General features: G+C 72.5%; 24 protein-coding genes. 12 read left to right on the top strand and 12 right to left on the bottom strand.

Annotation, left to right across the window (positions count from 1 at the left end):
• Nucleotides 1-8 precede the first annotated feature (8 nt).
• Genes HC031_RS08280 through HC031_RS08265 form a run of 4 tightly spaced genes read right to left on the bottom strand, consistent with a single transcriptional unit; the run spans nucleotide 9 to nucleotide 3,026 of the window.
• Nucleotides 9-707, bottom strand: a complete 699-nt coding sequence (locus HC031_RS08280; RefSeq protein WP_167924617.1) for an endonuclease/exonuclease/phosphatase family protein — start codon at nucleotides 705-707, stop codon at nucleotides 9-11.
• A gap of 4 nt (nucleotides 708-711) precedes the next feature.
• A complete protein-coding gene (locus HC031_RS08275) occupies nucleotides 712-1,656 on the bottom strand; it encodes an ROK family glucokinase (protein WP_167924616.1) in 945 nt (314 codons plus the stop codon).
• Between the two features lie 15 nt (nucleotides 1,657-1,671).
• A complete protein-coding gene (locus tag HC031_RS08270) occupies nucleotides 1,672-2,571 on the bottom strand; it encodes a hypothetical protein (protein WP_167924514.1) in 900 nt (299 codons plus the stop codon).
• 2 nt (nucleotides 2,572-2,573) lie between these two features.
• Complete coding sequence (locus HC031_RS08265; RefSeq protein ID WP_167924615.1) at nucleotides 2,574-3,026, bottom strand: SRPBCC family protein; 453 nt, start codon at nucleotides 3,024-3,026, stop codon at nucleotides 2,574-2,576.
• Nucleotides 3,027-3,310: 284 nt separating this feature from the next.
• Here HC031_RS08265 and HC031_RS08260 point away from each other — a divergent pair, with 284 nt between their 5' ends.
• The 3 genes from HC031_RS08260 to HC031_RS08250 are packed head-to-tail and all read left to right on the top strand — an operon-like array spanning nucleotide 3,311 to nucleotide 7,461.
• On the top strand, nucleotides 3,311-5,116 hold the full coding sequence (locus HC031_RS08260; protein ID WP_167924614.1) for an AMP-binding protein: 1,806 nt from the start codon (nucleotides 3,311-3,313) through the stop codon (nucleotides 5,114-5,116).
• Nucleotides 5,117-5,162: 46 nt separating this feature from the next.
• Nucleotides 5,163-6,764 carry a sensor histidine kinase gene (locus HC031_RS08255; RefSeq protein ID WP_167924863.1) on the top strand — a complete coding sequence of 534 codons (1,602 nt, stop codon included), beginning with the start codon at nucleotides 5,163-5,165 and terminating at the stop codon, nucleotides 6,762-6,764.
• Between the two features lie 28 nt (nucleotides 6,765-6,792).
• Nucleotides 6,793-7,461, top strand: a complete 669-nt coding sequence (locus HC031_RS08250) for a response regulator transcription factor (protein WP_167924613.1) — start codon at nucleotides 6,793-6,795, stop codon at nucleotides 7,459-7,461.
• 33 nt (nucleotides 7,462-7,494) lie between these two features.
• On the opposite strand, the gene HC031_RS08245 is transcribed toward HC031_RS08250, so the two are convergent.
• From HC031_RS08245 to HC031_RS08230, 4 genes are all read right to left on the bottom strand, one after another.
• Nucleotides 7,495-8,859 (bottom strand): outer membrane protein assembly factor BamB family protein, encoded by a 1,365-nt coding sequence (locus HC031_RS08245; protein WP_338090541.1) that lies wholly within the window; start codon nucleotides 8,857-8,859, stop codon nucleotides 7,495-7,497.
• A 69-nt stretch (nucleotides 8,860-8,928) separates the two neighbouring features.
• Nucleotides 8,929-10,080, bottom strand: a complete 1,152-nt coding sequence (locus tag HC031_RS08240) for a glycosyltransferase family 4 protein (RefSeq protein WP_167924612.1) — start codon at nucleotides 10,078-10,080, stop codon at nucleotides 8,929-8,931.
• Nucleotides 10,077-11,333: a M48 family metallopeptidase gene (locus HC031_RS08235; protein WP_167924611.1), complete on the bottom strand. Its 1,257-nt coding sequence runs from the start codon at nucleotides 11,331-11,333 to the stop codon at nucleotides 10,077-10,079. Before HC031_RS08235 ends, HC031_RS08240 begins: the two co-directional genes overlap by 4 nt.
• Before the next feature lie 57 nt (nucleotides 11,334-11,390).
• Entirely contained in the window at nucleotides 11,391-11,642 is a 252-nt protein-coding gene (locus tag HC031_RS08230) for a hypothetical protein (RefSeq protein ID WP_167924513.1), read from the bottom strand.
• 296 nt (nucleotides 11,643-11,938) lie between these two features.
• Here HC031_RS08230 and HC031_RS08225 point away from each other — a divergent pair, with 296 nt between their 5' ends.
• Both HC031_RS08225 and HC031_RS08220 read left to right on the top strand, forming a co-directional pair.
• Nucleotides 11,939-12,268: an AbrB/MazE/SpoVT family DNA-binding domain-containing protein gene (locus HC031_RS08225; RefSeq protein WP_167924610.1), complete on the top strand. Its 330-nt coding sequence runs from the start codon at nucleotides 11,939-11,941 to the stop codon at nucleotides 12,266-12,268.
• Nucleotides 12,265-12,738, top strand: coding sequence for a PIN domain-containing protein (locus HC031_RS08220; protein WP_167924609.1), 474 nt, complete (start codon nucleotides 12,265-12,267; stop codon nucleotides 12,736-12,738). The genes HC031_RS08225 and HC031_RS08220 overlap by 4 nt, the downstream gene beginning before the upstream one ends.
• 174 nt (nucleotides 12,739-12,912) lie before the next feature.
• Here the strand turns inward: HC031_RS08220 and HC031_RS08215 are convergent, their stop codons facing one another.
• Nucleotides 12,913-14,292 carry an NYN domain-containing protein gene (locus HC031_RS08215; RefSeq protein WP_167924608.1) on the bottom strand — a complete coding sequence of 460 codons (1,380 nt, stop codon included), beginning with the start codon at nucleotides 14,290-14,292 and terminating at the stop codon, nucleotides 12,913-12,915.
• A gap of 141 nt (nucleotides 14,293-14,433) precedes the next feature.
• Between HC031_RS08215 and HC031_RS08210 the strand changes: the two genes are divergently transcribed.
• The 6 genes from HC031_RS08210 to HC031_RS08185 all read left to right on the top strand — a co-directional run bounded on the left by HC031_RS08210 (nucleotide 14,434) and on the right by HC031_RS08185 (nucleotide 21,097).
• On the top strand, nucleotides 14,434-16,173 hold the full coding sequence (locus HC031_RS08210; RefSeq protein WP_420813624.1) for a DEDD exonuclease domain-containing protein: 1,740 nt from the start codon (nucleotides 14,434-14,436) through the stop codon (nucleotides 16,171-16,173).
• Nucleotides 16,174-16,284: 111 nt separating this feature from the next.
• Nucleotides 16,285-18,417 (top strand): RelA/SpoT family protein, encoded by a 2,133-nt coding sequence (locus HC031_RS08205; RefSeq protein WP_338090540.1) that lies wholly within the window; start codon nucleotides 16,285-16,287, stop codon nucleotides 18,415-18,417.
• 51 nt (nucleotides 18,418-18,468) lie between these two features.
• The gene (locus HC031_RS08200) at nucleotides 18,469-18,972 is read left to right on the top strand and encodes an NUDIX hydrolase (RefSeq protein WP_167924860.1); all 504 of its coding nucleotides are present in this window, start codon (nucleotides 18,469-18,471) and stop codon (nucleotides 18,970-18,972) included.
• Complete coding sequence (locus tag HC031_RS08195) at nucleotides 18,965-19,801, top strand: nucleotidyltransferase family protein (protein WP_167924606.1); 837 nt, start codon at nucleotides 18,965-18,967, stop codon at nucleotides 19,799-19,801. The genes HC031_RS08200 and HC031_RS08195 overlap by 8 nt, the downstream gene beginning before the upstream one ends.
• Nucleotides 19,802-19,843: 42 nt before the next feature.
• Nucleotides 19,844-20,131 carry an Lrp/AsnC ligand binding domain-containing protein gene (locus tag HC031_RS08190; RefSeq protein WP_167924605.1) on the top strand — a complete coding sequence of 96 codons (288 nt, stop codon included), beginning with the start codon at nucleotides 19,844-19,846 and terminating at the stop codon, nucleotides 20,129-20,131.
• Nucleotides 20,132-20,245: 114 nt separating this feature from the next.
• Nucleotides 20,246-21,097: an alpha/beta hydrolase family protein gene (locus tag HC031_RS08185; RefSeq protein ID WP_167924859.1), complete on the top strand. Its 852-nt coding sequence runs from the start codon at nucleotides 20,246-20,248 to the stop codon at nucleotides 21,095-21,097.
• Here HC031_RS08185 and trpD read toward each other — a convergent pair.
• From trpD to HC031_RS08170, 3 genes are read right to left on the bottom strand one after another with little or no spacing between them, the layout of a single operon-like run.
• Entirely contained in the window at nucleotides 21,086-22,135 is a 1,050-nt protein-coding gene (gene trpD / locus HC031_RS08180) for an anthranilate phosphoribosyltransferase (RefSeq protein ID WP_167924604.1), read from the bottom strand. The genes HC031_RS08185 and trpD overlap by 12 nt on opposite strands.
• Nucleotides 22,136-22,143: 8 nt before the next feature.
• Entirely contained in the window at nucleotides 22,144-22,545 is a 402-nt protein-coding gene (locus HC031_RS08175) for a response regulator (protein WP_167924603.1), read from the bottom strand.
• On the bottom strand, nucleotides 22,542-23,609 hold the full coding sequence (locus tag HC031_RS08170) for a cytochrome c oxidase assembly protein (RefSeq protein ID WP_420813615.1): 1,068 nt from the start codon (nucleotides 23,607-23,609) through the stop codon (nucleotides 22,542-22,544). The genes HC031_RS08175 and HC031_RS08170 overlap by 4 nt, the downstream gene beginning before the upstream one ends.
• A 107-nt stretch (nucleotides 23,610-23,716) precedes the next feature.
• Between HC031_RS08170 and ctaE the strand changes: the two genes are divergently transcribed.
• Nucleotides 23,717-24,316, top strand: a complete 600-nt coding sequence (gene ctaE, locus HC031_RS08165; RefSeq protein WP_167924601.1) for an aa3-type cytochrome oxidase subunit III — start codon at nucleotides 23,717-23,719, stop codon at nucleotides 24,314-24,316.
• The last annotated feature ends 14 nt before the right edge of the window (nucleotides 24,317-24,330 follow it).

Below are 24,330 nucleotides of genomic sequence, written 5' to 3'. Positions count from 1 at the left end.
CCAGAGGGTCAGGACGGGGGCAGGGCGACGTCGACCAGCACCGGGAAATGGTCGCTGGCCCGGCGCGCCTCGGGCGGGTCGAAGACGCGGTAGTCCAGCACCGCGCAGCGCCCGTCGACGAAGACCGCGTCGATCCGCCGGTCGGGCCGGGCGACCGGGAACGTCGCGGCGTCCGCCCGGCCGGCGACGACCGCCGCGTCGACCAGGGAACCGGCCGTGAGGCGGCGCCAGGCGTCGCCGCCCGGCGCCTCGTTGACGTCGATGCCGAGCAGCAGGGGTTCACCGACTCGGGCGATCAACCGTCGCAGGATCTCCGCCTGGGCCGGCCGCTCGCCGTCGTCGGTGGCCAGGTGCGAGCCCGCGACGGCGAACCTGGTGCCGCCGACCGAACAGTCCACGACGACCGCGCCGCGCAGGTGCCGCCCGGGCGTCAGCGGGTACCGCACGCAACGCTGCTCGTGGACGCGTACCCGCAGGTTGGTCAGCACCAGGTTGCCCAGCGCCGGCAGGCCCCCGCCGGCCACGTACAGGCCCAGGCGGTGCGCGAGCGACGCCGACTTCGTGCGCCAGCGGAACCGGCGCGGCGCCTCCTGGACGACCACCACGTCCGGATCGACGGCGCGGACGACCGCGGCGAGGGCCGCGACGTCGTCGCGCAGTCCGTGCACGTTGTACGACAGCAGGCGCAGCCGCGGGCCGCCGGTCACGACGTCAGCGGCGCGCCAGATCGGCCGCGCCGACGACACCGGCCAGGTTGCCCATCTGCGCAGCGCGTACTCCGGCCACCGGAAGCTGACCGCGCGCCTCGAGGGCGTCGCGGAAGCTGGTCTCGGCCGGCACCATCAGCAGGTCGCCCGCGTCGATCACGCCGCCGCCGATCACGATCAGCTGCGGGTCCAGGATCTGCACGACGTCGGCCATGCTGTTGCCCAGCCAGTACCCGATCCGCTCGAACGCCGCGGTCGCCGCCGGGTCGCCCGCCTTGCCGGCGGTGGTGACCATCGGTCCGGTGATCGCCTCCGGCAGGCCGTTGGCCAGGGAGAGGAGGTACTCGGCCTTGTCGGGGGCTTCCATGGCGGTGGCCCTCGCGTAGCGGACCAGGGCGCTGCCGCTGGCGTACTGCTCGAGGCAGCCCCGGCGGCCGCACCCGCAGACGAGACCGTCGGGCACGGCCCGGGTGTGGCCCAGTTCGGCGGCGACGCCGAACGCGCCGCGGACCAGGTTGCCCCCGAGGACGATGCCGCTGCCGATGCCGGTGCCGACGGTGTAGAGCACCATCGATTCGGACGCCTCGCGGGCGGCGCCGAAGCGGAACTCCGCCCAGGCGGCGACGTTGGCGTCGTTTTCGACCACGACCGGCACGTTGAAACGGCTGGCGATGTGGTCGCGCAGCGGCTCGTCGCGCCAGGCGAGGTTGGGCGCGTACATGATCGTCGAGCGTGCGGCGTCGATCCATCCGGCCGCTCCGATGCCGATCGCGTCCACCTTCTGGACCGCGAGCAGCTCGGAGATCACGTCACAGATCATGATCAACGTACCGGCCGGATCATAAGCCGGCGTGGGGCGCCGCGTCTGGGCGAGAACCTCACCGTCAGGGCCGACGATCCCGCCGAGCACCTTGGTCCCCCCGATGTCGACGCCGATGGTCAACGACACGCGTGCCTGCCTTCATCACTCTTGCGGGCCGTCACCGGCATCCCTGGGGACCGCCTTTTTGACAGCCTTCTTCGCCATCGCCTTCTTCGCGGTGGCCTTCCTCGCCACGGGCTCCGTTGCCGCGGCCTTCCCGACGGTGGCCTTCTTCGCGGTGGCCTTCTTCGCGGCGGTCTTCTTCGCCGCCGGCTCCGATGCCGGCGTCGAGGCCCCCGCGGCCATCGTCGGGGTGGAGTATGCCGCACCCGCGGTCGAAGTCGAATCATCCGGGGTCCGGTCGTCCCCCGGCACGTCGTCCCAGGCCGGCGCCGGTGCCCTGGTCGCCGCGCGCCACGGGTCAGCCTCGGCCTGACGCCACGCGCCATGCTCGGCGCGGTGGCCGTGCTCGGCACGATGGCCGTGCTCGGCGCGGTGGCCCTGCTCGGCATGGTGGCCCGGCGTCGGCACCACACCGCTCAACGCCCGCAGCAGGCCGCTGATTCCGACGGCGAGGTCGCCGGCCGCCGACGCCAACCGTTCGGCGAACTCGGGGCTGGGATCCCGCAGCGCGGCGATCAACCGGCACACCGGGCACACGCAGCAGTCGGCGGATCCCGTCGACCATCCCGCGGCCGGTCCGGCCGACTCCCGGGGCCGCGGTCCGGCCGCCGCGTCCGGCGACGGTCCGGCCGTCGGGCCCGGCGATCCGGCAGCCGCGTCGGCCGCCGGACCGTCGTCGTTCCTACCCAGCCCGTTCACGAAGCCCGCGAGGCCCGCGGCGAGGTCGTGCATCCGGTCGGAGCCGAGCACCTGCTCGGCGAGGCCTCGGAGCTGCCGGTTGGCCTCCATGCCGCGCAGCGCGGTGGACGCGACGGCCAGCCCCGTGACGACGAGCCGCTCAGCCTCCTCGCGCGCGGAGCCGAGCCGGGAGTTGTCCATGTTCACTTCCCCGCCAGCGACTCGACGCGGCGCTTGAGCTCTTTCAACGCCGAGTCCATGATCATTTTCTCGGCTTTGCGCTTGAACATTCCCAGCATCCCAATCGACAGCTCCACGGCCAAGGTGTAGGTCACCGTAGAGGTGCCGTCGCCGTTGTCGGCGAGATCGTACGAGCCAGCCTGCGATTTCTGCATCTTCGATGGCTTGACCAGGTGCCACTCGATGCGAGAGATGTCGTCGGCGTATTCGTAGGAAAGGGTGTACTCGTCAGCCACCACGCCGGCGTCCAGGACGAAACGCACCTGGCTGGCGTAGCCGTCTTCGTACTCCTCGACCACGTCGGCGGATTTGACCGCCGACACCCACTCCGGGTAACGAGGGAAGTCGCAGATAACCGCGGCGACCTTATCGCACGGCGCGTCGACGACGATCGACTGCGTCGAGGTATCCGTCATCAGAATTCCTTCCATGGATACCCCGGCCATCCGGCCGAGGAGGAAACGGAATCTCCTGCGGAGCAGGTCAGGGGTAGCCTATCCGCCGTCGCGGCGGATAGGCGCGCCGGTCGGTGCGCACTCGCCCGGCGTGCCGACGGTGGCGGGGGGCCGTCGACCGCGCCGCGCCGGTGACCTGGCTCACGGGCCCGCGGCCGATATGTTGCACCCCCCATACAGTTTGCGATCACATTGCCGGTAGGTTTCGAGCTACCGGCAGGCAGCCACACACGCGAGGAGTCGACGTGCGGGAGTTCTCCGTACCGCCGGTCGCAGACATCGCCGATTCGGCGACGCTCACCGACCCGGTGTGGGAAAACGCAGCCGTCGCGCCGGAGGCGATCCAGTTCGCTCGCCGCGCCGGTGACATATGGCAGGACGTGACCTGCGCGCAGTTCCGTGACGGCGTGGTCGCCCTGGCCCGGGGCCTGATCGCCGCCGGGGTGCAGGTGGGCGACCGGGTGGCGCTCATGAGCAAGACCCGGTACGAGTGGACGCTCATCGACTACGCGATCTGGGCCGCCGGCGCGGTGACCGTGCCGATCTACGAGACCTCCAGCGCCGAGCAGGTCGGCTGGATCCTGTCTGACTCCGGCGCGGTCGCGTGCTTCGTCGAGACCGCCGCGCACCGGGCGATCGTGTCGGACCTCCGGGCCGGGCTGCCGACGCTGACCCACCTCTGGCAGATCGACGGCGCCACCCAGCGCGGCGCGATCGACGAACTGGTCGCCGACGGCGCCGCCGTCCCGGCCGAGGAGGTCGAGCAGCGCCGCCACGCGGTCGGCGCGGACGACACGGCCACGATCATCTACACCAGCGGCACGACCGGCCGGCCCAAGGGCTGCGTGCTGACCCACCGCAACCTGGCGTTCGACATCTCCAACGCCCTGCCGAAGCTGCCGTCGCTGTTCCGCGAGGACGCGTCCACGCTGCTGTTCCTGCCGCTGGCGCACTCGTTCGCCCGCATCATCCAGCTCGGCTGCGTGCAGGCGCGGGCCCGGATGGGCCACGCTCCCGACGTCAAGAACCTCGTCGCGGATCTCCAGTCGTTCCAGCCGACGTTCATCCTGTCGGTGCCGCGGGTGTTCGAGAAGGTCTACAACACCGCGCAGCAGAAGGCGCAGGCCGACGGCAGGGGCAACATCTTCCGGCGGGCCGAGCGGGTCGCGATCGCGTACAGCGAGTCGCTCGACTCCGGCGGCCCGGGCCTGCTGCTGCGGCTGGAGCACGCGCTGTTCGACCGGCTGGTGTACGGCAAGCTGCGCGCCGCCCTCGGCGGCCGGTGCGGGCACGCGATCTCCGGCGGCGCGCCCCTCGGCGCCCGGCTGGCGCACTTCTACCGGGGCATCGGCATCGACGTGCGCGAAGGCTACGGGCTGACCGAGACCTCCCCGGTCATCTCGGCCAACTTCGACGACGGCGTCCGCCTGGGCACGGTCGGCCGGCCGCTGCCCGGTACCACCGTGCGCATCGCCGACGACGGCGAGATCCTCGTGAAGGGCGACCAGGTCTTCGCCCGGTACTGGAACAACGAGGTCGCGACGAAGGAGGCCCTGGACTCCGACGGCTGGTTCCACACCGGCGACCTCGGCGACCTCGACGACGACGGGTTCCTGCGGATCACCGGCCGCAAGAAGGAGCTGATCGTCACCGCCGGCGGGAAGAACGTCGCCCCCGCCGTACTCGAAGACCGGCTGCGCGGGCACGTGCTGGTGAGCCAGTGCATGGTCATCGGTGACCGGCAGCCGTTCATCGCGGCGCTCGTCACCATCGACGAGGAGTCGCTTCCGGCGTGGAAGGCCGCGAACGGCAAGCCGGCCGACGCCACCGTCGCTGAACTGCGTGAAGATCCCCAGTTGCGGGCCGCCGTACAGGAAGCCGTCGATTACGCTAACCAGGCGGTCTCCAAGGCCGAGTCGATCAGGTCCTTCCGGGTCCTGCCTCGGGACTTCACCGAGGCTACCGGCGAGTTGACCCCCTCGCTGAAGGTGAAGCGCAACGTGGTGATGAAGGAGTACGCCGACGAGATCGCCGCCATCTATGGCGGCTGACGAATCGGTGACGTCGGCCGCCCTGCGGCGGCCGCGTCTGCTCGGTATGGCGGTCCGGGGCGCGATCCTCATCCTCGTGGCCGCGCTGTCGCTGCGGGCGGTGCCCACCTGGTACGTACTCGTCTGGATCGCGCTGATGGCCGCCGCGGGCCTTCCGGCGGTGCTGCGGCCGGCGCAGCCGGTCATCGGACCGCTGTCCCGCCTCGCCGAAGTCGTGATCACCTGCCTCGCCGCGGCCGCGATCACGCACGCCGCCCACCGGCCCGCCGCCGGGATCGGCACCGCCGCCATCGTGCTGTCCTACCTGTGGGTGCCGGGCGTGTCCGCCGCCCTGGCCCGCCGCCGGTTCGAGGCGCCCCTGCTGTTGGCCGCCGCCGCCGTGGTGCTCGTCGCGGCCCGGCTCGCCGACCCCTCGCTGGGCGCGACCGGATACACCGGGTCGAGCATCCTGTGGCTCTGGCTGTCCGGCGTGGCCGCCGGGGTGGCCGTCTTCGTCCAGCAGAGCCTGCTGTCGGAGCGGGACTCCCCCCAGCCGTACGCGGAGGCCACGCGCCTGCTCACCCAGCTGCGCACGGTCGCCCGTCAGCTGCCCGGGGCCACCCTCGACCCGGGCGGGCTGGCCGAGCACCTGCTCGACGAGCTACGCGCGGTCGTGCCCGCCACCCGGGCCGCGGTCCTGTCCGCGAGCGGTGGTGGCCGGCTGGTCGTACTCGCGCAGATGGGCGCCGACCGGGTCGACTGGGAGACCGGGCTCGACGCCGATTCGGCGATCGCGGACGCGTGGGCCAGCCAGCAGCCGCAGACGGCCAACCGGTCCCAGGCGCGGTCGGCGGTGACGCCCGGCACGGAGGTGTCGGCGCTGATCGTGCCGCTGGTCGCGGGTGTCCGTACCGTCGGGCTGATCGCGCTCGAGACCGATACGCCGGGGGCGTACCCGCCACCCCTGGTCGCCCGCGCCGCTCAGGTCGCCGCGCCGGCGGCGCTGCGACTGGAGGCCGCGCTGCTGTTCGACGAGGTCCGCTCGCTGGCCACCTCGGAGGAGCGGCAGCGCCTGGCGCGCGAGATCCACGACGGGGTCGCGCAGGAGCTCGTGATGGTGGGCTACGGCATCGACAACGCCCTGGCCGCCCTGCCGGACGTCGACGCGACCACCGAGGAGCTGCGGGTACTGCGCTCGGAGGTCACCCGGGTCATCACCGAGCTGCGGCTGTCGCTGTTCGAGCTGCGCAGCGAGGTCGACCGGTACGGCGGGCTCGCCACCGCGATCGCCGACTACGCCCGGACCGTCGGGCAGTCCGCGGGTCTGCGCGTGCACCTGTCGCTGGACGAATCGACCGCGCGCCTGCCGGCCGCAACAGAGGCCGAACTGCTGCGTATCGCCCAGGAGGCGATCACGAACGCGCGCAAACATGCAGGCGCCGAAAATCTGTGGGTAACCTGCACCATTGATCCACCGTTTGCTGAAATCGAAGTATCAGACGATGGGCATGGAATGGTGGATACACCTAAGGAAGGCCGGTACGGTCTTGCCATCATGGCGGAACGCGCGGAACGGATCCGGGGGCGTCTGGAGATCAGGCCGCGTGTTCCCAATGGCACGACGGTGGCCGTTGTACTTGGCTCAGCGCCTCGGCGCGGTAGCGTGTGAGTCACCCTAAAAGGAGAGAGCTCCGGATATGTCAGCACCCGTGACCTCAACGGCCCGGACCAAGGTCCTGCTCGTCGACGACCATGACCTCATCCGCCGGGGACTACGTCACGCGTTCGAGCGTGACCGGCAGTTCGAGGTGGTCGGCGAGGCCGCCACCGCGGCCGAGGCCATCCGTCAGGCCGGCGCCCTGCAGCCCGACGTCGTCATCATGGACCTTCTCCTGCCCGACGGCAGTGGCCTCGAGGCCACCCGCGCGCTGCGCAAGACCAGCGCCACGATGGGCATCGTCGTGCTGACCATGTACGCCGGCGACGACCAGCTGTTCGGCGCTCTCGAAGCGGGCGCCAGCGCGTTCGTGCCCAAGACCGCTCCGGCCGACGAGGTCGTCGCCGCGGCCCGCCACGCCGCGTCCGCGCCCAGCGCGTTCACCGCGGCCGACCTCGCCGAGGCGATGAAGCGGCGGCTCGCGCCCACCGGCCCGCAGCTCTCCCCGCGGGAGGGGCAGGTGCTCCGCCTGCTCGCCGACGGCATGAGCGTCGCGGGCATCGCCAAGCAGCTGTTCGTGTCCGAGTCGACGGCGAAGACCCACATCTCGAAGCTGTACGAGAAGCTCGGCGCGGCCAACCGGGCCCAGGCGCTGATGACGGCGCTGCGGCTCGGCCTGCTCGAGGCACCGGACACCCCGAAGTTCTAAACGGCGGTCCGGCCGTCGCCGGAGGCACGGCAGTCACGCCCCGGCGACGGCCACGACTCCCCGCATCGTCGGCACGTACGCCCGGCCGCCGGCCAGCGTCGGCGAGGCGAAGTGCGGCACGTCCCCGACCTGGATGCGCTGGCGGACCGCCCCGGTCGCCGGGTCGAGCGCGGACAGGACGCCGGCCTTGACGTCGACCACCCAGACCGCGCCGCCACCGATCACCGGCGAGCCGCCGCCCGCCTCGCCGGACTTCCAGCCGACCTTGATCGCCCCGGACGGGTCGACCGTCACCGCGTGGGGGCCGTCGGGGCAGGGGACGTAGACCGTGTTCCCGAGTACGGCCGGGGCGCCGAACGCCCGGCACACCGTCGCCTGCGAGACCTGCCCGCCGATGCCGCCGAGCCGGCCGGGGCGCAACGTGTACCCGACCCCGCGCTTGCCGTCGGCGTACACGTACCCACCGACCAGGACCGGGGTCATCGAGCCCAGGTCGGCATCGCTGGCGTTGTCCTCGCTCCACGTCGCCGGCGCGAACCGATCCACCAGCTTGAGGTCGCGGCTCAGCGCGAGGACCGAGTCGCTGCCGTCGTACCCCGTCGTCGACTCGCCGTTGCCCACCGCGTACATCAGGCTGCCGCCGATGAGCGTCCCGCCGCCGGGCGCCCAGATGCCCGCCTCCCGGGAAGTGGGGACCGTGTAGCTGATCGGGCCGGCATCGCCGGTGGTCGGCAGCGCCACCACCGAACCGAAGTACTTGGCGCAGTCGCCGGCGAGCCCGCCGTACGGGATGTAGACCCGGCCGTCGACCAGGTTGAGCGCGCCGCGCTGCTGGTGGGCCAGCCGGTCACCGCGCGGCGGGTCGGCGTTGCGACGCTGGCGGATCTCGCCGGTGGCGGCGTCGATGCTGACGAGGACGTGTTCGCCCCCGGCGATCTCGGCGAGCGCGAACAGCAGCCCGGTGGCCGGGTCGTACACCATCGTGCTGGTGATGCCGAGCGGGTCGATGTTGCCGCAGGGCAGCTTCGACCGCGGCACCGGCGTGCCGACGTGGGTCGACCACAGCACCCGGCCGCTGTCGGCGGACAGGGCGTACACCGTGTCGTTCTCGGTGGCCGCGAAGATCCGGTCGCCCACGGCGAGGGGCTGGCCGTACACCGCTCCGTCGAGCCTGGCCTCCCAGGCCTGCGAGAGCGTGCCCAGCGGCGCCAGCGCCGGCGCCACACCGGCGCGGCTGTTGTCGTGGTGGTAGGTCGTCCAGTCCGCCGCGGTCACCGAGGGCATCGGCGACGCCGCCGGGTCGCGCACGTCGCGTGGCGGATGCTTCGGCCCGCCGCACGCCGCGATGAACAGCACGGTCAGCACCGCGCCGGCCCGGGCCGCCAGTGAACGTCGCACGCCGTACCACTCCCCTCGTTCCGTGGAAGGGTCGCACAGATCGGTCCCCGTCGCCGGGCCATAGATCGATCAGTGAGAATACGACGGATCGCCGTGCAGCAGGGCCCACATCCGGTCGGCCTGGCGCTGCCAGCCCCACTCGGCCTCGACCCAGGCCCGTCCTGCCGTGCCCAGCCGGCGGGCCAGCGCCGGGTCGGCCAGTAGGGTGGCGACCCGGTCGGCGATCGCGCCGAGGTCCCGCCCTCCCACCACGTAGCCTGTCTCACCGTCGACGACCGCGTCCGGCGCACCCCCGGAGTCCCCCGCGACGACCGGCAGGCCGGTCGCCGACGCCTCCAGGTAGACGATGCCGAGCCCCTCCACGTCGAGGCCGCCGCGCCGGGTCCGGCAGGGCATGGCGAACACGTCGCCCGCCGCGTAGTGCTCCGGCAGCTCCTCCCACGACACCGAGCCGGTGAAGACGACCGCGTCGGACACGCCGAGGTCGCGGGCCAGCCGCTGGAGTTTCTCGCGGTACGGTCCGCCGCTGACCACCAGCAGCACCGCGTCGGGCACCCGGCGACGGATCCCGGGCAGCGCCCGGATCAGCGCATCCTGCCCCTTGCGCGGCACCAGCCGGGACACGCACACCACGACCGGCCGGTCGCCGAGCCCGTACCGGGCGCGCACCCGGCCGCCGTCGACCCCCGGGTGGTACGTCTCGGTGTCCACGCCCGGCACCAGCCGCTCCAGGCTCGTCACCCGGTCCAGCACGCCGGCCAGCCGATCGCGCTGGTACCCGGTCAGGTACGTGACCACGTCGTTGCCACGCCCGATGCGCCGCAACAGGGACCGGGCGCCGGGGAGAGCGGCCCAGCCCACCTCGTGGCCGTGGGTCAGCGCCACCGCCCGCCGGATGCCTGCCCTCCGCCGCAGGCCGTCGGCGAGCAGCCCGAGCGGCGCCGCCGCTCCGAACCAGACCGTGTCGCAGCCGTACGCCCGCGCCAGCTCCGCCGCCCGGCGCGCGACGCGCGGGGTGGGCAGCAGCACCCCGGTCTCCTCGCGCACCACCTCGAACGGCTGCTCGGCGTCGAACTTCGCCGCGCCCTTCCAGGTCGACGCGTACACGACGACCGAGCCGGCCGGCTGGCGGACCGCCAGATTGTGGACGAACTGCTGTATCCCGCCCGGTCGGGGCGGGAAATCGTTCGTGACCAGCAGGGTCCGGCCGGTCCCGGTCATCGGCTGCTCCTTGCCCAGACGCGGGCGGCGGCCATCCGCCGCACGGTCGACGGATGCGACGCGAACAGCGCGTACTCGACCGGATTGGGGTCCGGGTCGCTCAGGTTGACCTGCGACAGCCGCGCCTGCATGGCCTCGAAGGTCACCGGGTCGCCGGTCAGGGCCAGGGCGTGCCGGTCGGCGCGCGCTTCGATCCGCCGGGAGACGGCGTTCTGCAGGGGCGCGGCGACGAGCCCGGCGACCGTGGCGACCGCCAGCAGCAGCGCCACCGCCCGGGGCTCGGCCAGCGAGTCGACCCCGGCGCGGCGCAGCAGCCCGGCCCAGGAGCCGAGCAGGTAGAGCGCGCACACGCCGGCGGCGGCGCCGAGCGCGCCGATGAGCGTGCCGGTGACCACGTCGCCGTCCTTGGCGTGACCGAGCTCGTGCGCGACCACCGACTCGACCTCGGCCGGCGGCGCCTGGCGCAGCAGCGTGTCGTAGACGACGATCCGGCGGGTCGGCCCGAGGCCAGAGACGTACGCGTTGACCGCCCTGGTGCGCCGCGACGCGTCGGCGACGAGGACGTCCCTGACCGGTACCCCGTCGCGGTCGGCCATGGCGATCAGGTCGCTGCGCAGCTGACCCGGCTCCAGCGGCGTGAACTTGTTGAACACGGGCTCGACCAGCACCGGGAACACGAACGTGAGCAGCACCGTCAAACCTGCTGCGCCGGCGGCCGCGAACGCCCACCACCAGCGCGGCGCGAAGTGGGTGACCGTGTAGAACACGACCAGCACGAGCGCGCCCAGCACCGCGCCGATCGCGTACCCCTTGAGCAGGTCGACGGCCCAGCCGCCCCAGCCCTGGGTGGACAGGCCGTAGCGGCGCACGACCACCTGCCGCCACGCGGCGAAGGGCAGCCCGACCAGCTCGCCGGCGAAGACGACGAGCAGCCCGCCGAGCAGCGCCTCGGCCAGCCAGTGTCCGTTGAAGGGCCGGCCGGCCAGCCGTACGAGCGCCGCACCCAGCGGGGTCAGGCCGAGGACGAGCGCGACGACGAGCCCGAAGCCCATGCCCGCGTAGGTGCTCGGCCGCAGGGCGGTGTGGAACGCCCGGCCCCGGGCGACGGCGTCGGCCGGCAGTTCCCGCAGGGCCGCGATCTGGTCGGCGCGCGGCGTCGGCGGGCCGCTCCACGGCACGCGGAGCGCCGCGATCAGAGCCACCGCGGCGAGCAGGGCCGCGAGCGTGACGGCGGCCCACCATCGAGGGGTCATCACGCGGCTCCTCCCGCTTGATCGGGCGAGCCAATCCTAGAGGGGTCCGGCAGGGGGCTAAGCGGCGTGGTGGCCGCGTCGGATGGTGGGGACCAGCCGTAAGCGCGGGCGGCTGTCCTCGCGGCTGAGCACGGTCACCTCGAAGCCGGCGCCCGTCAACGCCTGGATGGCCCGGCGCTCGGCCTCGTCAACCGAGGCGGCCTCGGCGTCCGGGCCGGCCGCCGACCCGGCCGGGCCGAACAGCAGATTGACCACGCATCCATCGCATGCCTGGCCGCGCACCTTGCACGTATCGCAGTCGATCAGCATCGCACCGCACCTCCCAGCGGTCGGCCGATCTTGCAGCTCTGCACCGCAGATCGGGCTGCCTTTCGACTCCGGAACGTAGCCCGCACGTACGACAAGAACGTCTCCACAAACACGGAGGGTTATTGGAGGCACGGCGCGACCACTTGCGCGAGGCTATGGCAGATTTCGATCGGCCTGCCATATTGCGCATTCTGTTGGCAAATTCTTGCAACTCCGGCCAGCAGGAGCCAATATGGCCTAGCGAGAGGAAGCCGGACGGAGAAGTGGACAACCGCCGTGACAGGGAAGTGGTGGCAATGACCAAGATTCTTGAAAGCAGAGTCTCCGCAGAGGGACGCGTGGTCATTCCTGCCGACGTCCGGCATCAGCTCGGCCTGGAGCCGGGTGCCCGGGTGCACTTCCTCGTCGAGGAGGACGGGGTACGACTCGTAACCGCGCAGAAACTCGCCGAGAACGTGTGGGCCCGCAACACCGGCGGTGACAATGTCGATACCGACGATGTGGTCCGAGCGGCGCGTGAGCAGGCCGAGGACCGTGGCTTCGAGTGGGATGAACGCCCCCTCGACACCAACGCCGCCGGTGACGACGAGGACGAGGTCCTCGCTTCCCTGTTCCCGGTCACGTGAGCGCCCCGAAGCCCCCGCACGTCCTCGTCTTCGACGCCAGCGCGTTGGTTGCCTGGGTGATTCAAGCCCAGGACCGGTGGCGACGCGTCCACAAGCTGTTCGGCAGCCCCGCCGAGTGCGTCATACCCGCGTCGGCGCTGACCGAGACGATCTACATCGCTCGTGAGCTCGGCAACACGGCCACCCCGGCGGAGATCCGCAGCGCCTTCCTCGCGCAAGGGCTTCGCGTCGAGCCGGTTACCGAGGAGGACGCGGAATGGGCGGGCCCCGTTATCGCCGAGTCACGAGCCAACCCGGCGCGGTGGAAGACCAACAAGGGCGACCGGGAGGGAACGCTATCGCTCGGTGACGGCCTCATCCTCGCGGTCGCCCATCGACTCGGAGCCCGGGCGGTGACCTTCGATGGGGCTTGGGCCAACTTCCCCACCCTCAAGCTCGCACTGTTGGACCCTTGGAAGGTTCCGAACTAGATAGCTCGAAAGAGGGTGGGGTGCACCGCACGGTCAACCGTGGCGTCCGACACCTGGTCAGCGTTGGCGCGGCAACGGGGGTAAATGGTGAGGCACTCGCCTCAGCAGCCACAGAGGTGACGCCCGGCCCGATCGAAGATCCCTTCCGGCACGTTGCCGGAAGGGCACGCAGGCTCAGGAGCGCGACAGCCGGCGCAGCAGCGCGTCGGCGCCCAGCGGGTACGCGCCGTGGCGGCGCACCCCGTCGGCGACCTCCCGGTCGGACGAGATGACCACGACCGGGCGGCCGGCCGGCTCGGCGCGTACCAGCCGGCGGATCAGCTCGTCGGCGGTCTCGCCCTTACGGGAGAACAGCACCCGCACGCCGCGCGGCGCCGGTGGCAGGCCGACCACCCGTTCGGCACCGTCGAAAACCACGGTGACCTCGGCCCCGGTCTGTGCCGCCAGCCCGCCCAACCCGCTGACCAGGCGACCACGCTGCTGCTCCAGCGAGATCTCGGCGAATCCGCGCTTGGTCACGTTGTAACCGTCGACGACCAGGTGCGCTTTCGGCAGCGCGAGCAGCTGGTCCAGCCGGACCGGGTCGTCGGCGTCGAGCGCCCGCGCGCCGGTCGCGCCGCCCGTCGCGCCCGGCTGTTCGGCGTGGGTCTCGGCGACGAAGTCCGCCGGCAGCCGGTCGGTCGGTTCGAGCGCCAGCTCGCGGCGCAGCCCCACCGCCGCCCGGCCGATCGTCTCCAGCAGCAGCCACAGCCGCGCGTCGTCGACGGCACGGGCGTCCTTGGCCGTCTGCCGGGCGGCGCCGGCCAGCGACTCGGCCTCGGCGAGCTTGGACTTCAGCCGCCGCAGCTCCGCGTCGTGGTCGGCCGCGGCGCGGGCGGCGCGCCCCTTCTCGGTGGCCAGCAGCTCGCTCGCCCGGCGCTCGCCCGCCTGCGCCTGGCGCAGCGCCCGGCTGAGCGTACGCACCTCTTCGCGCAGGCCGGCCGCCTCGTCGCGCAGCCGCGCCAGCTCGTCGCGCAGCTTGTCGGCCTCGACCCGGGCCACCGCGCGGTCATGTTCGGCGCGCGCCACGCGCTGCTCGATCTCGCGGATCCGGTCGGAGACGGCAGCGCTCGCGGCGTCGGCCCGTACCGCGTCGGTGGCGGCCGCGATCAGGTCGCGCCAGCCCTGCGGGCGGGCCAGGTATGCCAGGGCGGCGACCTCGACCGGGTCCGCGGCGGCCGGCAGCGCACCCTCGACGACGGCCCGGCCGAGCTCGCCTGCTTCGTCGACGGCGCGCGTCGCCAGCCGCTGCCGCAGGAGCGGGTCCCCCGCGATCTGGGTGGCGATGACGGCGCCGCCGAGCCGGGCGCGGCGGTTGGGCGCGAACCTGGCGACCCGGCGCAGGGCCATCGGCAGCTCGTCGAGGGGCATCCCGGTCATGGCGGCCGCGGCCATGCTGACCACCCGCTGCCGCACCGCCTCCGGCAGCACCGGCTCGGGCTCGGCGGCCTCTCCCCGCGCAGGATCGCCCACGGTCTCGGCGACCTCGTCGGCGAACGGCTCCTCTGCGGGCATGCGACAAGTGTTGCATTCTTCAGGGCGCAGCCGCCGTGGCCGATCATCCGACCCGCCGGGCCGGGAGACCCCGGTCACGGTGGGCGCGGCACCGACAAAGTGTCAGAGGAGGGTCGTAACCTGCCCGCCGTGACCGAAACGGTGCGGGAAACCTTCCATCAGGAGACGCTGGACGCGCTGTTCGACGACGCACGGGCCCGGTCACTGTTCTCGACCACCTTCGTCGTGCTCGACCTGGAGACCACCGGCGGCGCGCCGGACGGCGGCGGCATCACCGAGATCGGCGCGGTCAAGGTGCGGGGCGGCGAGGAGCTCGGCGAGTTCGCGACGCTGGTCAACCCCGGCGAGCGGATCCCGCCCTACATCACGGTGCTCACCGGCATCACCGAGGCGATGGTCCTGCCGGCCCCCCGGCTCGACAGCGTGCTGCCCGCCTTCCTCGAGTTCGCCAAGGACGCGGTGTGGGTGGCGCACAACGCCCCGTACGACACGGGCTTCCTCAAGGCCGCGTGCGCCGCGCACGGATACCCGTGGCCGAAGCCGCTGGTGCTCGATACCGCCGCCCTCGCCCGACGCGTGCTGACCCGCGACGAGGTGCCCAACCACAAGCTGGCGACCCTGGCGCGGTGGCTCGGCAACGGCCGCCAGCCGTGCCACCGCGCCCTTGACGACGCCCGCGCCACGGTGGACGTGCTCCACGCCCTCATCGGTCGGCTGGGCGGCCACCGGGTCCACACGCTCGGCGACGCGCTGGAGTTCGTCAAGGCGATCAGCCCCACCCAGCGGCGCAAGCGGCACCTCGCCGAAAACCTGCCCAACACCCCCGGGGTCTACGTCTTCCGCGACGGCCGCGACCGCCCGCTGTACGTGGGCACCAGCTCGGCGATCGCGACCCGGGTGCGCAGCTACTTCACGGCTTCGGAGAAGCGGGCCCGGATCAACACCGAAATGCTGGCCGCCGCCGAGCGGGTGGAGGCGATCGAGTGCGCCCACTCGCTCGAGGCGGAGGTACGCGAACTGCGCCTCATCGCCGCCCACAAGCCGCCCTACAACCGGCGGTCGAAGTTCCCCGAGCGGGTCGTCTGGCTGAAGCTGACCGACGAGGCGTACCCCCGGCTGTCGATCGTGCGCAAGCTCGCCGCCGACGGCGGGGCGTACCTCGGGCCGTTCTCCTCCCGTCGGGTCGCCGAACTGGCGGCGGACGGGGTGCACGAGGTGCTGCCGCTGCGCCAGTGCACCCAGCGGCTGTCGACCCGGCGCCCGTCGGCCGCCTGCGCGCTCGCGGAGCTGGGCCGCTGCCCGGCGCCGTGCGAACACCGCGTCTCGCCCGAGGAGTACACCGCCCGCGCCGCCGCGCCGTTTCGCGCCGCGACCGGTGGCAACCCCGGCGAGGTGGTGCGCCGGCTGCTGACCAGGATGCGGTCGCTGTCCGAGGCAAGGCGCTACGAGGAGGCGGCGGCGATGCGCGGCCGCCTCGTCGCGTTCCTGAAGGCCTCCGTACGGATGCAGCGGCTCGCCTCCTTCACCGCGCTCAGCGAGGTGGTGGCCGCCCGGCCCGCCGTGGACGGCGGATGGGAGTTGGCGGTCATCCGGCACGGCCGCCTGGCCGCGGCCGGCGCCTCGCCGCCGCGCGTACATCCCCGTGCGACCCTCGAGGCGCTGCTGGCCACGGCCGAGACGGTCCGCCCCGGCCCCGGTCCGGTACCCTGCGCATCGCCGGAGGAGACCGAGCGGGTGCTGGCGTGGCTGGAGCGTCCGGAGACGCGGCTGGTCCAGATGGCCGCGGGCTGGGCCTCCCCCGTGGACAGCGCCGCCCGGTGGCGCGAACTGTTGACCACCGCCGAGGCGGCCAGCAGTTCGGTAGTCCGTTCGGGTGATTAGTGGTTCATACAAACAGCCATAGGCAAATAACCGTTCGTTCGCCCGCTGGCTCACTACGCTGAATGAACCCCCGTTCTCCAGTGGCCAGACCCGGTCAGAGGAGGTGTCCGAGTGGATTCCGGCGTTTCCGGGATCAGCGGGCACCTGGAGCCTGCACCGGGGGCCCTCCCGGACGCGGTGGGGTGGGACGAGCTACAGCGCGCGAAACCGGTGCCCACCGACCCGCTGGTCACCGCAGCCCGGATCGACCTCGAGCCGCCCCCGACCGGCACCGGCACCGTGGCGCCGGCACCCCGACCACGACCCGCGACGCCGGGCCCTCGGGGTGGCGCGGGCAGGATACCGGTCGCGCCCCGGCGCGGCTCGAGCACCGGATCGGCGGCCGCACCGCTGACGGACACCCCGCCAACGAAGCCGGCCACCCCGCCCGCACCCGGCCGCCGACCGGACAAGCAGCCCGCGCCGCCCGCCTTCTCCGCGCCTGCCAACACCACAGCCGCCTCGCCCGCTCCGAGCTTCGCGCGGCGGCTTCGTTCGATGCTGCCGTGGCCGACGACCGCCGGACCGGTCGCCGACCTGATCCGCGCCCACCGCTCCGCCCACCCCGGCGGCGACCCCAACCTGCTGCGCCGGGCGTACGCGATCGCGGAAGAGATGCACCGCGGCCAGATGCGCAAGAGCGGCGACCCGTACATCACCCATCCGCTCGCGGTCGCGCAGATCCTCGCCGAACTCGGCATGGACACCACCACGCTGGTCGCCGCGCTGCTCCACGACACGGTCGAGGACACCAGCTACACGCTGCCGGCGCTCGAAGGCGAGTTCGGACCGGAGGTGTCGCTGCTCGTCGACGGGGTCACCAAGTTCGACAAGGTCTTCTACGGCGACGCCGCCGAGGCGGAGACGATCCGCAAGATGATCCTCGCGGCCGGTCGGGACGTGCGCGTCCTCGTCATCAAGCTCGCCGACCGGCTGCACAACATGCGTACGCTCGACGCCCGCTCGCACGCGTCCCGCACCCGGATCGCCCGCGCGACCCGCGACGTGCTGGTGCCGCTGTGCGACCGGCTGGGCATCCAGGCTCTCAAGCGCGAACTGGAGGACTGCGTCCTCAGAGCGCTCAGCCCGAGCGGGTACGCGCTCGTCGCCGACTACGTCAAGTGGCGCCCGGACCGGCGCCCCTTCTTCGACCGGGTCATCGGGCAGGTGTCGGCGGAGCTGACCCGGGCCCGGGTCGACGCGACCGTCTCGCCGCGCCCCCGCCACCTGTACTCGATCTGGAAGGACACGGTCGCCGGCAACTACACCGAGCCGCACGACCTGCCCCGCGTAGTCATCGTCGTGAACGGGCCGGACACCGACTGTTACGCGGCCCTGGGCGCGATGCACGGTCGATGGCGACCGGTGCCCGGCAGGTTCAAGGACTTCATCGCCTCACCGAAGAACAACCTGTACCGGTCGCTGCACACCACCGTGCTCGGCCCCGAGGACGAACTGCTCGAGGTGCTCATCCGGACCGCGCCGATGCACCGCGACGCCGAGTACGGGATCGTCGCCAACTTCCGCTTCCCGCAGCACGCGCCGCGGTCGGTGAGCGCCCAGGAGGAGCAACTGGCCTGGCTGCACCGGGTACTCGACTGGGAGAGCGAGGCGACCGACCCGGCGCAGTTCCTCGCGTCGCTGCGCTGCGACCTCGCCGAGTCCCAGATCATCGTGTTCACGTCCACCGGGCGGCCGGTGCTGCTTCCGGCCGGCGCGACGCCGGTCGACCTCGCGTACACGTTGGACCAGAACATCGGCGACCGGTGCATCGCCGCCCGGCTCAACGGCCGACTCGTCGCGCTGTCGTCCGAACTTGACGACGGCGACGTCGTGGAGATCATCACCCGGCAGGGGCAGCGCGACGAGTTCGACGTCGACGACGAGGCACCGGCGCCCGGGCCGTCCCGCGAATGGTTGCAGTTCGTCAAGACGCCGCAGGCGCGGCTGCACATCACCGACTGGTTCGCCGACGAGGAGCCGCCGGCCGCGACGATCGCCGACAAGGTGCGCCTCGGCCGGCTGGCGATCGGCCTCGCGCTGCGCCAGCGCGGTCGCGGCCTGGGCAGCGACCTGCCGCTGGTACGCCTGGCGACCGCCCTCGGCTACCCCGATCTCGAGACGCTGCTGGTGGCCGTGGCCGACCACAAGCTGTCCGCGCCCGCGGTGGTCGAACGGCTGATCGCCTCGGTCGACCACGCCTAGCCGCGAACAAGTAGCCTTTTGCCGGTGACGGCTTCCGTACGACCCGCGGCGATGCGCGCGCTGCGCCTGGCCGCGTTCCGCGCGTTCTACCGGCTACCGTTCCGGTGGCGGCGACGGCTGGTCCGGATGGGCAGCGTCCACTACATCGTCGGCGCGGTGACCATCGTGCGCGACGCGGACGCCGAGTCGCCGGGACGGATCCTGCTGCTGCGTCAGCCGCCCGGTCCCGGCTGGTCGGTTCCAGGCGGTCTGCTCAACCGGGGCGAACGCCCGATCGCCGGCGCCGCACGGGAGCTTGCCGAGGAGACCGGTATCCGGCTGCCCATCGACCGGCTCCGCCCCGCTACGCCCAACGCCGTCGTCCACACCGGAGGACGGTGGGTGGATATGGTCTTCGAAACCGAGGTACCGGCGGATGCGCCACTCGACCCCGACGAGGCCGAGGTGCACGAGGCGGCCTGGCACCCGCTCGACGCGCTGCCCCGACTGACCGGCCCCACGGCCCGCCTGCTCGCCCACTACGGCATCGGCCCGCTGAAGGCCGAAGATGACTGAGGTCTGCGCGGTCGTGCTGGCCGCCGGGGAGGGGCGCCGACTGCGTCCGCTGACCGAGATCCGGCCGAAGGCGCTCTGCCCGGTCGGCAACGTCCCCCTGCTCGACCGGGGCCTCACCCGGATGGCCGCGCTGGGCTTCTCCGGTCCGACCCGGGTCGCGGTCAACGCCTGCTACCTGGGCGACCAGGTGGTTACGCACGTCGGCGATCGAGCACGGCTGTCGGTCGAGCCGGGCGAGCCGCTGGGCACCTCGGGCGGCCTGGGCAACCTACGGGACTGGATCGACGGGCGCGGCCTGCTCGTCGCCAACGCCGACGCCTACCTGGCCTCGTCGGCGCCGCCCGGCCCCGACGTGGCGGCGCTGCTCGATGGCTGGGACGGTGAGACGGTACGGCTGCTCGGCGTGCCGGCCGGGGACAAACCGGCTGAGTTCGGCGCGTACCGGTTCGCCGGCCTGTCCCTGCTGCCCTGGTCGATGGTGCGGGGGCTGACGCCTGAGCCGGCTGACCTGGTCCGCACCGTCTGGCGCCCGGCCGAGGCCGCCGGGGCGCTCACGGTCGTGGAGTACCCGGGCGTCTACCTCGACACCGGTACGCCGGCCGACTATCTGCGGGCCAACCTGCACGCCGCCGGTGACGGCAACCTGGTCGCGCCCGGGGCCGAGGTCGGCGCGGACGGCCTGTACCGCGCGGTGGTCGGCGCCGGTGCGGTCGTCCGCGGCCGGGTGACCCGGGGCGTGGTGTGGCCGGGGGGCTTCGTCGGGCCGGACGAGCACCTCGCCGACGCCGTACGGGTCGGCCGTGATCTGACCGTCGCGACCTCCCCGTAGCATGTGGAGGTTCGCCACCCCACCCGCGCGAAGGAGCCCAGGGTGATCAACGCTATCGTCCTCATCGACTGCGCCACCGACTCGATCCCCGAGGTCGCCGAAGCGCTGGCGAACCTGCCGGGCGTCAGCGAGGTCTACTCGGTCGCCGGGAGCGTGGACCTGATCGCGATGGTGCGGGTCCGCGAGTTCGACCAGATCGCCGAGGTGATCGCGGGCGGCATCTCGAAGGTGCCGGGAGTGATCAACACCGACTCCCACATCGCCTTCCGGGCGTACTCCCGGCACGACCTCGAAGAGACGTTCGCGATCGGGTTCGACGAGACCGACTGAAGCGCTTCGCTCACGGCCGGCGCCGCCACCGGTCGCGTATCGCCACGCCGGGGAACAGCAGCAGCTCCACGGGTACGCCGCGCCACCCGAAGGTTACTGACTAGTAGCTCTATGCTGACAGGCGTGGATTACGCGCAGGAGTACGTCGACCGCGACGGCGAACGCATCGGGATGCACCTTTACCCGGACACGCCCGGCCCGGCAGTGGTGATCTGGCCGGCGATGGGCGTGCCGGCGGGCTACTACCGGCGGTTCGCCCTCTCACTGGGTGCGGCCGGACTGTCGGTCGTCGTCGCCGACCTGCGCGGCACCGGCGCCAGCACCCCGACGCCCAGCCGGGCCTCCGGGTACGGCTACGCGGAGATGATCGGTGACGTCGGGGCCGTCCTCGAGGCCCTGAAGCCGCGCCTCGACGGGCGGCAGGCCCTCCTGTTCGGCCACTCGCTCGGTGGTCAGCTGTGCGCCCTGCATCTCGCGACGCACCGGCCGACCGACGTCGCCGGGCTGGTGCTCGTGGCGGTGGGCACGCCGTACTGGCGGGCCTACCCGGGCCCGCAGGGACCGGTCATCCTGGCGTACACCCAGGCCATCGCCGCGACCTCCGCCCTGATGGGCGTATGGCCGGGGTGGACCTTCGGCGGCCGGCAGGCGCGCGGCGTGATCCGGGACTGGGCCTACACCGCCCGGCACGGACGCTACCCGCGGCTGGACGGCGAGGACGTGGAGGCGGCCCTGGCGACGGTACGCACGCCGGTGCTGGCCGTGAGCGTCGACAACGACCGGTACACACCGGCCTCGAGCGTGGACCACCTGTGCGGGAAGCTGCCGGCCGCAACGGTCGAGCGGGCGCACTACACGGTGGCCGAGGCGGGTGCCCCGCTCGACCATTTCCGGTGGGTACGCGCGGGCGCGCCGCTCGCGGCGCGCGTGGCCGACTTCGCGGCGCGGTCGTCGCTACCGCAGTGACGTCGCGGTGGTGACCCAGCGCTCCGTCAGCGCGGCGGCGGCACCGGAGTCGATCACTGCCGCCGCCCGGTCCATCGCATCGCGCAGCACGGCGCCGAGGTCGTCGCCCCAGCCCGCCTGCGCCGCCAGCGCGGCAGCCGCGTTGACCAGCACCGCGTCGCGCACCGGACCGGTCTTGCCCGCGAAGAGCGCGCGGGCCACGCCGGCGTTGTGGCGGGCGTCGCCACCGCGCAGGTCCTCCGGCCGGGAGCGGGCCACGCCGAGGTCGGCGGCGTCGACGACCGTCTCGGTCACGCGCCCGTCGCGGACGGCCCAGACGCGGGTCGGCGCGGTGGTGGTGAACTCGTCGAGCCCGTCCTCCCCGCGCATCACCAGCACCGAGTCCCCGCGGCGCGCGAACACCTCGGCCATCACGCCGGCCATCCGGGGGTCGGCGCAGCCCACCGCGGCCGCCGCCGGCTGAGCCGGGTTGGTCAACGGCCCGAGGAAGTTGAAGAAGGTCGGCACGCCCATCTCGCGGCGCGGAATGGAGCCGTGGCGCATGCCGGGGTGGTAGCGGGCCGCGAAACAGAACCCGATCCCGACCTCGGTCACGCACCTGGCCACCTCGGCGGGGCCCATGTCGAGCGGGACGCCGAGCTCCTCCAGCAGGTCGGCCGCGCCGCACGACGACGAGGCGGCCCGGTTGCCGTGCTTGATGACCGGCACACCGGCGGCGGCCACCACGATGGCGGCCATCGTGGAGATGTTGACCGTGTGGGCGCGGTCACCACCGGTGCCGACGATGTCGACGGCCGCAGCCCGCACCTCGGCCGGAAGCTCGACCCGGGTGGCGTTGGCCAGCATGGCCTCGACCAGCCCGGCGATCTCCGCGGCGGTCTCCCCCTTGGCGCGGAGAGCCACCGCGAACGCCGCGATCTGTGCGGGGGTCGCGCCGCCGGACATGATCTCGCCCATCGCCCAGGCGGTGTCCTCGGTCGAGAGGTCCTGCGCGTCGAGCAGGGTGGCGAGCAGGTGTGGCCAGGTCCGGTCAGCCATCGGACCGACTAGCTGGCGAGCGCGGCGCGCCCGCGCAGCAGGTTGGCGACGGTACGCCCGGTGAGCACGGGGTCGAGGGGGTGCACGAGGGTCGCGTCGACCCGCGCGTACGCGGCGAGCCAGCGGTCCGCCGCCCGCGCGATCACCACGCACGTCGGCGGCGCGTCCGACAGCTCGTCCTTGAGCTGGCGCGCGATGCCGAGGCCACCGGCCGGGGCCGCCTCGCCGTCCAGCACGACCAGGTCGACGTCGTGGGCGTCGATGAGGCGGATGGTCTCGTCGTACGTGGACGACTCGACGAAGTCGACGGCCAGATCCTTGGCGGGCCGGGTGCCGATGGCCAGCCGCATCCGGTCCCGCACCTGCGGGTCGTCGCTGTAGAGCAGAACCGTGTACTTGCCCTCGGTCATCGGCTGGTGGCTCCCTGCGTGTCTCGACTGCCGATGGGATCGTACCCGCCCTGCTGCTCCCACCACGGGGCGGTCCACTCCGGCGAGCCGTCACCCGACGGCTCGGCCGCGTCGGCGGTACCCGCCGCGGCCCGGGCGCTCGCCGCGGCCCGGGCGTTCGCCGCCGCCTCCTGCCGGTCGAGCTGCCGGTCGACCCGGCGCGCCTCCCGCTCGGACTGGCGGATCCACTGCACCACGAGCACGGCCAGCACGGTGACGCTGACCACCTCGCCGCCGGCCCACAGGATGCCGCCGGCGACGCGCTGGTCGGTCCACGGGTTGGCCCAGTCGAGGTGCAGCGAGGGGTAGTAGTCGCCGCCGAGCAGCACCGTGCTCTGCATGACCGTCAGCCCGAGCACCACGTGGAACGGGGTGGACAGCAGCATCAGCAACGCCCGGCCCGGGTACGGCCAGCGCCCGGGCAGCGGGTCGAGGCCGAGCAGCGGCCAGAAGAACAGGCAGCCCACACCGATGAAGTGGATGTGCACCAGCTGGTGGACCAGGTCGTTCTCCATCGTCAGCCGGTACAGGCCGGTGAAGTAGAGGATGAACGGGGTGACCACGAACAGGCCGTAGGCGAACAGGGGGTACGTCCAGATCTTCACCACCCGGCTGTGCACCACCGACAGCAGCGCCCGGCGCGCGCCGGGCGGAAGCGTCCGCAGTGCGAGCGTCACCGGCGCGCCGAGCGCGAGGAAGATCGGTGCGATCATGGACAGCACCATGTGTTGCACCATGTGCACCGACAGCAGGGTGTCGTCGTAGGTGCCGACGCCGGTGAGGGTGACGGACGCGATACCGCCGAGGCCGGGGACGAGGAACGCCACTGTGCGCAGCACCGGCCACCGGTCGCCGCGTCGCTCCAGCCGCAGGACCCCGTAGAGGTAGACGATGGCGATGACGGCCAGCGTCGTCGTGAACAACGGGTCGAGGTCGAGGTGGAACAGGCTGGCGGCCCGCAGCGGCGGCAACGGGTCCTCGCCCCCATGGGCGAGGACGGCGACCGCATCTCCTGGAAAGCGCACGGACAAGAGGCTAGCCCCCGCGTGCGGGAGCGCCCACCGGGTGGCGACACGCACGAATGCGGCGACCCCGGCGCGTGCCGTCCCATGTCGGGGGCAATAATGACCGCGTGACTGCGGCCCCAGCCATTCCCAAGAGTCAGGTCCATTCGCTGACCCGACCGAACATGGTCAGCGTCGGAACAATCGTGTGGCTCTCCAGTGAGCTCATGTTCTTCGCGGCGCTGTTCGCTATGTACTTCTCCATTCGGGCGGCGGCTCCGGGCCTGTGGAAGGAACACACCCCCCACCTGGCCCTGCCGTACGCCGTGACATTCACGACGATCCTCGTATTGTCGTCGGTGACCTGCCAGTTCGGCGTGTTCGCCGCGGAGCGCGGCGACGTGCACGCACTGCGCCGGTGGTTCACGCTCACCTTCGTCATGGGTCTGGTCTTCGTGCTGGGCCAGGCGAACGAGTACCGGAACCTGGTACACGAAGGCATCAAGATCAATGCCGACGGGTACGGATCGATGTTCTACCTGACGACCGGTTTCCACGGTCTGCACGTGACCGGCGGTCTGATCGCCTTCATCTTCTTCATGATCCGGACCACCATGGGGCGGTTCACGCCCGCCCAGGCCACCTCGGCGATCGTCGTGTCGTACTACTGGCACTTCGTCGACCTGGTGTGGGTCGCGCTGTTCAGCATGATCTACCTGCTGAGGTAACGCGACCAGTCACG

Source organism: Planosporangium thailandense (assembly GCF_011947195.1).
Taxonomy (GTDB): domain Bacteria; phylum Actinomycetota; class Actinomycetes; order Mycobacteriales; family Micromonosporaceae; genus Planosporangium; species Planosporangium thailandense.
The sequence above is the reverse complement of the archived record's forward strand: the minus strand, read 5'-3'. Positions and strand labels throughout refer to the sequence as shown.